The sequence below is a fragment of the Sphingopyxis sp. genome, from assembly GCF_036402335.1.
Lineage (GTDB): Bacteria > Pseudomonadota > Alphaproteobacteria > Sphingomonadales > Sphingomonadaceae > Sphingopyxis.
Genome location: NZ_DASWTD010000336.1, coordinates 1 through 9,571, shown reverse-complemented (window position 1 = coordinate 9,571; position 9,571 = coordinate 1). Strand labels below are relative to the sequence as shown.

Sequence of the window (9,571 nt, the reverse complement as noted above, 5' to 3'; positions counted from 1 at the left end):
TCGCGCAGATCGGCCGACAGCTGCTGGCGGCGCCAGCGATTGCGCAGCGCCACCGCGACCGCGCGCTTGGCGGCGTCCTGGCCGATGATATGCGTGTCGAGCGCAGCGACGATCGCCTTGGGAGTCAGATCCTTGTTCATGTGATTATGCCCGGATTTCGATGATTTCTTGGGTGAACTGGTCGTTGGTATAGACGCAGATATCGGCGGCAACTTCCATCGCCTTGCGAACGAGCACGGCGGGATCTTTTTCATAGTCGACGAGCGCGCGCGCGGCGGACAGCGCGAAATTGCCGCCCGAGCCGATTGCGGCAATCCCGCCCTTCGGTTCAAGCACGTCGCCGTTGCCGGTGATGACGAGCGTGACCTCCTTGTCGGCGACGATCATCATTGCTTCGAGGTTGCGGAGATATTTGTCGGTGCGCCAGTCCTTGGCGAGTTCGACCGCGGCGCGGAGCAACTGGCCATTGTGGCGTTCGAGCTTGGCTTCGAGGCGTTCGAACAGGGTGAAGGCGTCGGCGGTCGCGCCTGCGAAGCCGCCGATGACGCCGCCGTCGTGGAGGCGGCGCACCTTGCGGGCATTGGGCTTCATCACCGTCTGCCCCATCGATACCTGGCCGTCGCCGATGATGACGACCTTGTCGGCGCTGCGGGCGGAAAGGATGGTGGTTCCGTGCCAGGGCGCGGCACTTTGCGCATGGGGATTGGTCATGGGCCGGGATATGGGAGATGGCGGGCGAGGCCGCAAGGGGAGGGGGACTGCCCCGTCAGGCGGGCCAGGTCAGGAGCGCGCGGGAGCCGTCGTCGATCTCGATCGACTGCGGATCGGTAAGCAGTACCGCCTCGCCAAGCGCTACGCTTTCGTCGGCGACGCGGCAGCCGGCTGAAAGCGGTACGAACGTCAACTCGCCCGTCGCCTGTTCAAGCACCGAGGCGTCAATTGGCCCGGCGAGTTGCGCGAGATGGAAATGGGGCCCGCGGACGAGCATCCGGTTCGCGTGCGGATCGACCACCGTGTCGCGCGGGTCGTGAACCGCTCCGGGATGCGATACCTTCACCGCCTCATCGAGGTGAAGTTCGCGCGGGCGGCCATAATCATAGAGACGATAGGTGCAGTCGACATTCTGCTGCACCTCCACAACGGTCAGCCCGCCGCCGATCGCATGGATCGTGCCTGCGGGGTTGTAGACGAAATCATTCTCCTTTGACGGTCGCCAATCGATCATGTCGACGATCGAGCCGTCGAGGGCGGCATCGTGTATTGCCTCGCGCGTGGTTTCGACATTGAGCCCGACGCCGAGTTCGGCATCGCGCCCGGCGGACAGGACTAGCCAGCACTCTTCCTTGCCGCGCGGGAAACCGGCCGCTTGCGCCGCCTCATCGCCGGGATGGACCTGGATCGAGAGCCGTTCGGAGGTGAAGAGGAACTTGACCATGACCGGCGCATCGTCGCCGGCGGGGTTCGAGAACCATATCTCGCCAATCCGGCGGCCGCCGAAATCGCCGAATGCGCCTGGAATGTCGATGCGACCCCAAGGCTTTTCGACGATAATGGTTTCGAGACGAGTCAGCATGGCGTCACCTTGTGATGCGGCGCGGCCAGCGTCACGCGCGACGCATCAGGCCGCGCGGTGCAGGCGGTTGCCGTTGCCGCTGCCGGGCTGATCGAGCCAGAGACCGCGCGTGTCATAGACGATCTTGTCGCCGCGCTCCTCGAGCGGGATCGATTTGAACAGGTCATGGTCGACGAGGACGATCAGCAGGTCGCATGTCGCCAAAGCGCTGTCGAGATCGATTAGTTCCGCACCGGTGCCTGCGAATTCCATCGGCAGGCCGCGCGCATAGGGCTCGACGATCTCGATCTGCTTGCCGAAGCGGTGTGCGAGCGCGGCAGCGACTTCGACCGCCGGGCTCTCGCGGAAATCGTCGATATTGGGTTTGAAAGCGAGGCCGAGGCAGGCGACGCGTGCCTTCGGATGCTGCGAGACGAGCATCTCGGCGGCACCGATGACATGCGCGGTCTTGGCGAGATTGACCTCGCGCGCGGTGCGGATCAGGCGGCTGTGGTCGGGGGCGCCGTGGACGAGGAACCAGGGATCGACCGCGATGCAATGGCCGCCGACGCCGGGGCCCGGCTGGAGGATGTTGACGCGCGGATGACGGTTCGCGAGGCGGATCACCTCCCAGACGTCGACGCCCATATGTTCGGCCATCATCGACAGCTCGTTGGCGAAGGCAATGTTGACGTCGCGATAGCTGTTCTCGACGAGCTTCACCATTTCGGCGGCGCGCGCCGAGGTGGTGACGCAGGCGCCGCGCACGAACTGGCGGTAAAAGGTCATCGCGCGCCGCGCGCAACGCGGAGTGATGCCGCCGATACAGCGGTCGTTGTCGACGAGCTCGACGAGGATACGCCCCGGCAAGACGCGTTCGGGACAATAAGCGACGAAGATGTCGGCAGCACCGCTGCACGCGCCCGGAACCTTGAGGTCGGGGCGAAGTTCGGCAAGCAGCGCCGCGACCTTTTCGGTCGTGCCGACGGGCGAGGTCGATTCGAGGATGACGAGATTGCCGGCCTCAAGCTGCGGCGCAATCGCGCGTGCAGCGGAGAGCACGTGGCTGATATCGGGGCGATGCTCTTCGTCGTGCGGGGTCGGAACGGCGATGACGAAGGTGTCGGCGGGCACGACGGCGATCGATGCCGTCAGCGCTCCGCGCGAGACGACGCCCTGGACAAGGCCGTCGAGGTCGACTTCCTCGATATGAACCTTGCCGTTGTTGACCGTGTCGACGACATGCTGGCTGACGTCGACGCCCGTGACCTTGCAGCCCGAACGCGCGATGAGCGCCGCGGTCGGCAGGCCGATATAGCCGAGCCCGAGGACCGTGACCTTCTGTTCCATATCAATGGGCACGCGCAACTATCTCCGCAATCTGTCTTGCCGCCGTGCCGTCACCGAAGGGATTATGCGCACGGGCCATGGCTGAATAGGCGTCCTTGTCGTCCAAAAGCTTGAAAATTTCGGAAACAATACGCGCTTTGTCGGTTCCGACAAGCCGCGCGGTGCCCGCTTCGATGCCTTCGGGCCGCTCGGTCGTCTCGCGCATCACCAGCACCGGCTTGCCGAGCGACGGCGCTTCCTCCTGCACCCCGCCGCTGTCGGTGAGCACCAGTTCGGATGTCGCGAGCAGGCGGACGAAGTGCGGATAGTCGAGCGGATCGATCAGCGCGACATTGTTGAGGCCGCCCAGGATCGGTTCCATCGCGGCGCGGACATGCGGGTTGGGATGGACCGGAAAGACAACCGCGACGTCGTCACGCGCCGCAATGGCGGCAATCGCATCGGCAATGGCTTTCATACCGTCGCCGAAATTCTCGCGGCGGTGCGAGGTGACGGCAATGATCCGTTTGCCCGCGAAGCGATCGACGAGCGGGTCGAGGCCCGCTGCAAGTGCCGGCTCTTCCCCGATCCGCGCCGTTGTCGCCAATAGCGCGTCGATCACGGTGTTTCCCGTTATATGGATGCGGTCGGCGGGGACATTTTCGGCGCGCAGCGCTGCCGCGGCGGTCTCGGTGGGCGCGAAGTGAAGGTCGGCGACTGCCCCCGTGACCTTGCGGTTCACCTCCTCGGGCCACGGATGATAGATATTGCCGCTGCGCAGCCCTGCCTCGACATGGCCGACGGGTATCTTGCGGAAATAGGCGGCAAGCGTCGCGGCCATCGTCGTCAGCGTGTCGCCGTGGACGAGGATACGGTCAGGTTTTTCGACGTCGAATGTCTCGCCCAGCCCGACGACAAGGCGCGCGAGCAGGCCATCGAGCGACTGGTTGGCCTGCATGACGTCAAGATCGATATCGGGCGTGATGCGGGCGATATGAAGAACCTGGTCGAGCATCTGGCGGTGCTGTGCGGTGACACAGACGCGCACGTCGACACCGGCCTGCTCGCGCAGCGCGTGGACGACGGGAAACATCTTGATCGCTTCCGGGCGTGTCCCGAAAACTGTCATTATTTTCATATCTTTGGTCTCCGGACTGCGCGGCATGTCATCGTTGGCGCCGTGCGTCGATGGCTGATCGCCTATTAGCTGAAAAATGCTTATGACACTCTTAAGGAGTATCGGGCAGGCCGTGCGCCGATATTGTGCCGCGCATGCAACTTTTCGGGGCGGACCGCGTAGGTTGCCATCGGTGGAGGGCATGGTAGAGAGCGCGCAATGCGGTTCTCGGGCCGCACGACGACTCCGTTACTCGCGATTTGACGTTGGAGCCATTTTTAACTGATGTTCTGGAAGCGCAAGACCAAGCCGGCCCCGCCGGCGCGCAGTGGATACGCGATACCCGAAGGACAGCGGGTTTATGCCATTGGCGACATCCACGGGCGCGACGACCTGTTCGCGCGAATGATCGATTCGATCCGCGCCGATCATGCAGCGCGTCCGCCGGCGGCCATTACGCTGATATTGCTGGGCGATCTGGTTGATCGGGGCCCCGATTCGGACCGGGTGGTCGAACGCGCCATGCGGCTCAGGGGCGAGTTTCCGGACACACGGCTCCTGATCGGAAATCACGAGGAATGCTTCCTCGCGGCGTTGACCGGCGACGTGCGGCGGCTGCGCTATTTCATGCGGATCGGCGGCGATGCGACCGTTCGCAGCTATTGGCGCGGCGATGAATGTTTCGACAGCGCCACCTTTGAGGAGGTCGCCGAGCGTTTGCCGCACATGGTTCCCCCCGAGCATGTCGATTTTCTTGGTCGCGGCGAGGATGTGATCGAGATCGGCGACTATGCGTTCGTCCATGCCGGCGTGCGTCCCGGCGTGCCGCTCGATCGGCAGGAGCTCTCCGATCTGCGCTGGATACGCGACGAGTTTCTCGACGACCTGGGTGACCATGGCAAGATGATCATCCATGGCCATAGCATCACCAGCGAACCCGATGAGCAGGCCAACCGGATCGGCGTCGATATCGGCGCTTTCCGCAGCGGAGCGCTTGCGGCGATCGGCCTCGAGGGCCACCAGCGCTGGTATCTGTTCGCGCGCTCGGACGAGGTTGGCGAAGGAATCCTTCAGAAAAGTGCCGGCGTTTCGGGACGCTGACTTGCGAGTGTGCGTTCAAGCCCGCCAAATACGAGCCGGATCGATCGCGCGGGAACTCGCTATTCTTGCAACATCGGAATCGGGGGTTTAAGGGTCCCGCGCCGCGAGAGCGGGCGTACGTCTCCTGATCGACAGCAAGCAGCAGCGGAATGAACAACAGAACCAGAACCCTCGCCGCCGCGCCGCAATGGGACGATCATCTTGTTCTTCGGTGGGCGCCGGTCGCGTTTCTCGTCATGGCCTTCCTGCTTGGCGGAGGATCGCGTAGCGACACCGCCTCGATGCCTTTTCTGCGCGGCGGCGCGGTGCTCTTCGCCTTCTGGGCGGCCGCGGGGTTGCGCGCTGAAGACTGGCGCCGCATTCGCGTCCCGTTACTGCTTCTCCTCGCGTTGTCGCTGTGGATGGCGATCCAGCTCATCCCCTTGCCGCCGCAATGGTGGCAGGCTCTGCCGGGGCGTGAGCCGATCGCGGCGATCGACCATCTGGTGGGACTGGCCGACCTCTGGCGTCCGATATCGCTGACGCCGTCGCTGACATGGAACAGTCTGCTGTCGATGACGGTGCCGTTCGCTGCGCTGTTCGTCACTGCACGTGTGCACCCGAACGATTACCCGCTCCTGATCTACACGCTGGTGGCCCTTGCCGGGATCGGCGCGTTGCTGGGTCTCGTTCAGATTTTGTCGGGAGCCGGTAGTGCCGCCTATCTCTATAGAATAACCAACGAGGGGATGATGGTCGGCCTGTTCGCCAACCGCAATCACCACGCGCTGTTCCTCGCGTTAGCGGTCGTCCTCGCGGCCATGTTGATGCGCGACGAATATATGAAGTCGCGCCGCGACAAGTTGACGGTCGGAGTGCTCGGCTTCGTAATCGTTCTTTTGACGATCACGACGGCGCTCATCGGATCCCGGTCAGGATTCGTCGCAGGCGTCATCGCCTTTTCGGCCGGATATGCCATGATCCTCCTTGCCATGAGGACAAAGGACCAACGACCAGGTCGCGGGCAATCGGCGGCGCGATCGTGGCAACGCGCGTTCGCCTATGCGCCGCCGTTGCTGCTGATCGGGCTGCTGGTGACGGTCTTGTCGCTATCGAGCCGCATTTCGGCCATCGACCGCGCGTCTGGTGCTGACCTAGCCGGAGAATTGCGCGTCCAGGCGTGGCCCACTGTTCGAGCTATGGCGGAAACCTATTGGGGAACGGGCAGTGGATTTGGCTCCTTTGCGGGGGTCTACAAGATGTTCGAGCCCGATGCTCTCTTGAGCCCGAGCTATTTCAACCACGCCCATAACGACTGGATCGAACTGGTGATTACGGGAGGGTTGCCTTTCATATTGGTCGCATTCGCCACGCTGGTCTGGCTCGGACGCAAGTTCGCCGCCGCTGGGACGCGAAATCTCGTCAAGGGGTATCGCGGCGACTATCGCTTTCCGGTGCTCGTCATCGCAGGACTTTTCGTGATGGTCAGCTTTGTCGACTATCCGCTCCGCATGCCGTCGCTTCAAGTGATGGCTATCCTATTGATAGTCTTGTTTTGTTGTCCACGTAACGACCAAATGAACGCACCTAATTAGCTTGCAGGCGCCTTTTGAGTGTCTATAGCCACGACGACCGTCAGGAATCGGAATTCGATAACCCGCCATGAAAACAGGATATCTCTTTGCCTTGCTGGCCGCCGCCTCACTGGCAGGTTGCGTGAAGGATCCGCCGCCGGTTGCCAGCGCACCTGACACGCCCGTGTCCTTGCTGGCGAGCCTGCCCGAGCCTCAGGCCGGTGACGTGATCCGTTCGACGCGCCTCGCCTTTGTCGGCCCCTTCACAGAATTGCGCGTGGAGGTGTTTGGCGTCGATGAAATGCAGCGCGACATCATGACCGATGGCGAAGGTAATTTTGCTTTCCCGCTGGTGGGAACGATCGCCGCGGCCGGCAAGACGCCGGACGCCATCGCGACGGAGCTCCGGACCAAGCTGGGTGGTCGTTATGTCCGAAACCCGCAGGTCACGGTCAACTTCAAGTCGCCCAGCAATGCCCTCGCACTGCAGTCGATGTCGGTGACGGTCGATGGGCAGGTCAATCGCGCCGGGTCCTATCCGGTCGTGGGCCGGGTGACGCTGATGCGCGCCGTGGCGCTGGCAGGCGGCGTGACCGAATTCGCCAAATTGCAGGACGTCGTCGTGTTCCGCGGGGTCGGAAACAAGCAATATGTCGGGATCTACAACCTTGAGGGTATTCGTCGGGGCAACTATGCGGATCCGGAAATCTTCCCGAACGACGTCGTGATCGTTGGCGACTCGCCGCAGCGGCGCATGTTCAAGGATTTGCTGCAGACGGTGCCAGCGCTTCTCTCGCCGGTCATTCTTCTGGCCCGCGAATTCTAGTTGGGGACGGCAACGAACATGGATAATCAGTATAACGGGCTGCCGTCCGCTTCGCCTTATGAAGGGGCAGTTGTTCCCAAGGAAGACGAACGCAGTTCGGGATCGGCGTTGCCGAGCCCCGAGCAGGTCATGATAGCGCTCTATAGCCACCGCTATATCGTCATGGGCCTGGTGGTTGCGGCACTGCTGCTCGGCCTGCTCGCGACCTTTGTTTCGACACCGCAATATACCTCGACCGCCCGCATCGAAATCCTCCCGGATTCGCCGGTCGCGACGACCGTTGCGGGCGAGCGCGACCGGACGCTCACCGATGAGGTCGCGTTCTACAACACGCAATATTCGCTTCTTCAGTCGCGGTCGCTTGCCGAGCGCGTGATCCGCGCCGGCAACCTGACAGCCGACAAGGCCTTCATCGCGGCGTTCAAGCTCGAAAGTCCCGAGCGGGACATGACGAGCGCCGAGCGGCTCGACCGCACCAATCAGGCCGTGGAAATATTGCTCGGACAGCTGACCGTGTCGCCCGTGCGTACATCGAGCCTCGTCGATATCAGCTTTTCATCGCCGTCGCCGCAGCTTTCGGCGAAGCTTGCCGACCTCTGGGTCACGCAATTCGTGCAGGCCAGCATCGATCGACGGTTTTCCGCGACCTCGGACGCGCGCAAATATCTGGAGACGCGGCTTGAAAATCTGCGGCGCAGCCTCGAAAACTCGGAGCGGTCGCTGATCAACTATGCGACGAGCAAGGGCATCGTCACGATCTCGTCGGATACCGATCTTAACGGGAAAACGCAGACGGAGACGCTGGTAGGCTCGGATATTTCGGAGATCAGCAAGGCTCTCGCGCGTGCCCGCGAACAACGCATTGCCGCCGAAGCCGAACTCGCCAACACCTTGACGGGCAATGCTCAAATCAACGCGCCGACGATCGGCAGCCTGCGTCAGAAGCGCGCCGAGGCAGAGGCCGAACTCGCGCGGTTGAGGACGCTTTTCCATGACGAATATCCGTCGGTCGTGGCGGTGCGCGCGCAGCTCGCCAACCTTGATCGCAGTATCAACGCGGAAACCGGGCGGTCGTCGCAAAGCAATCGCGAAGCCTATAATGCCGCGGTCAAGCGCGAAAGAGATTTGCAAGCCGAGCTTGATGGACTGACGACGAGATATGACAGCCAGCAGCGCGATTCCATTCAGATGGCGATCCTGCAGCGCGAGGTGGATTCGAACCGGCAACTCTACGACGGTTTGTTGCAGCGATATAAGGAGATTGGCGTAGCGGGCGTCGGGACGAATAATATCTCGCTCGTCGATCGGGCGAAGGCGGCCGACCGACCTTCGAGCCCGAACTTGCCGCTCAATCTGGCCGTCGCACTTCTGCTCGGCGTTCTCGCAGCGACAGCGGTGGTCCTGATCCTGGAGAAGATCGACAATTCGATCCGCGATCCGCAGGAAGTCGTGAACCGCTTCGGCCTGCCACTGCTGGGAGCGATCCCCGAAGTGGTCGACCAGGAAGTGGCCGAAGCGGTGCTCGACAAAAAATCCGCGATTTACGAAGCCTATTTCTCGTTGATGACGAACCTTTCGTTTCTTACGTCGCATGGCGCGCCGAAATCGATCATGCTTACATCGTCGCGGCCGCAGGAAGGAAAGAGCAACTCCGCGCTGTGTCTCGCCACCGTGTTGGCGGCGACGGGCAAGTCGGTCATCCTCGTTGATGCCGACATCCGCAATCCGTCGCTCAACCGCTATCTGAAGGTCCCGAACGACGCCGGGCTTAGCCATTATCTGTCGGGCGACGACAATCTCGAGGGCATGATCAGCATGCTCCCGCAATATGGTTTTTCTTATATCACGGCTGGCAAGATGCCGCCGAATGCCGCTGAACTGCTTGGAAGCGATCGCTTGCCCTTGTTGATCGGTTTGCTGACGGAGCGTTTCGACCATGTGTTGGTCGACTCGCCGCCACTGCTCGGCCTAGCCGACGCGCCCCTGATCGCGCGGCGGGTCGAGGGTGTTCTCTTCACGATCGAGGCGAACTCGACCAAGAGCAGGGTCATCTCCACGGCGCTGGCACGGCTTCGCATGTCGGGCGTCAAATT

At 62.5% G+C, this 9,571-nt stretch carries 8 protein-coding genes and 1 pseudogene; 4 read left to right on the top strand and 5 right to left on the bottom strand.

The genetic code is table 11. From position 1 onward, the window contains the following. The 5 genes and pseudogenes from VGD20_RS10360 to wecB all read right to left on the bottom strand — a co-directional run. Nucleotides 1-140 (bottom strand): annotated as a pseudogene (locus VGD20_RS10360) (HslU--HslV peptidase ATPase subunit); the annotation flags it as partial. Nucleotides 141-144: 4 nt separating this feature from the next. Next, the gene (gene hslV, locus VGD20_RS10355) at nt 145-711 is read right to left on the bottom strand and encodes an ATP-dependent protease subunit HslV (protein ID WP_331134368.1); all 567 of its coding nucleotides are present in this window, start codon (nt 709-711) and stop codon (nt 145-147) included. Between the two features lie 55 nt (nt 712-766). Then, a complete protein-coding gene (locus tag VGD20_RS10350) occupies nt 767-1,573 on the bottom strand; it encodes a class I mannose-6-phosphate isomerase (protein WP_331134367.1) in 807 nt (268 codons plus the stop codon). A 45-nt stretch (nt 1,574-1,618) separates the two neighbouring features. Next, nucleotides 1,619-2,914, bottom strand: a complete 1,296-nt coding sequence (gene wecC / locus VGD20_RS10345) for a UDP-N-acetyl-D-mannosamine dehydrogenase (RefSeq protein WP_331134366.1) — start codon at nt 2,912-2,914, stop codon at nt 1,619-1,621. Next, a complete protein-coding gene (gene wecB / locus VGD20_RS10340) occupies nt 2,904-4,019 on the bottom strand; it encodes a non-hydrolyzing UDP-N-acetylglucosamine 2-epimerase (RefSeq protein ID WP_331134365.1) in 1,116 nt (371 codons plus the stop codon). The genes wecC and wecB overlap by 11 nt, the downstream gene beginning before the upstream one ends. Before the next feature lie 264 nt (nt 4,020-4,283). On the opposite strand from wecB, the gene VGD20_RS10335 reads away from it, so the two are divergent. The 4 genes from VGD20_RS10335 to VGD20_RS10320 form a co-directional block, all read left to right on the top strand. Continuing rightward, entirely contained in the window at nt 4,284-5,099 is an 816-nt protein-coding gene (locus VGD20_RS10335) for a metallophosphoesterase (RefSeq protein WP_331134364.1), read from the top strand. Nucleotides 5,100-5,248: 149 nt separating this feature from the next. Then, the gene (locus tag VGD20_RS10330; RefSeq protein WP_331134363.1) at nt 5,249-6,673 is read left to right on the top strand and encodes an O-antigen ligase family protein; all 1,425 of its coding nucleotides are present in this window, start codon (nt 5,249-5,251) and stop codon (nt 6,671-6,673) included. 67 nt (nt 6,674-6,740) lie between these two features. After that, nucleotides 6,741-7,478 (top strand): polysaccharide biosynthesis/export family protein, encoded by a 738-nt coding sequence (locus tag VGD20_RS10325; protein WP_331134362.1) that lies wholly within the window; start codon nt 6,741-6,743, stop codon nt 7,476-7,478. Nucleotides 7,479-7,496: 18 nt separating this feature from the next. Then, nucleotides 7,497-9,571, top strand: a 2,075-nt coding sequence (locus tag VGD20_RS10320; protein WP_331134361.1) for a polysaccharide biosynthesis tyrosine autokinase, incomplete at its 3' end; no start/stop codon positions are given.

Bases quoted from the DNA above. Each gene is read 5' to 3' on its own strand.
- hslV (WP_331134368.1), bottom strand. From the start codon at position 711: ATGACCAATCCCCATGCGCAAAGTGCCGCGCCCTGGCACGGAACCACC.
- VGD20_RS10350 (WP_331134367.1), bottom strand. From the start codon at position 1,573: ATGCTGACTCGTCTCGAAACCATTATCGTCGAAAAGCCTTGGGGTCGC.
- wecB (WP_331134365.1), bottom strand. From the start codon at position 4,019: ATGAAAATAATGACAGTTTTCGGGACACGCCCGGAAGCGATCAAGATG.
- VGD20_RS10335 (WP_331134364.1), top strand. From the start codon at position 4,284: ATGTTCTGGAAGCGCAAGACCAAGCCGGCCCCGCCGGCGCGCAGTGGA.
- VGD20_RS10330 (WP_331134363.1), top strand. From the start codon at position 5,249: ATGAACAACAGAACCAGAACCCTCGCCGCCGCGCCGCAATGGGACGAT.
- VGD20_RS10325 (WP_331134362.1), top strand. From the start codon at position 6,741: ATGAAAACAGGATATCTCTTTGCCTTGCTGGCCGCCGCCTCACTGGCA.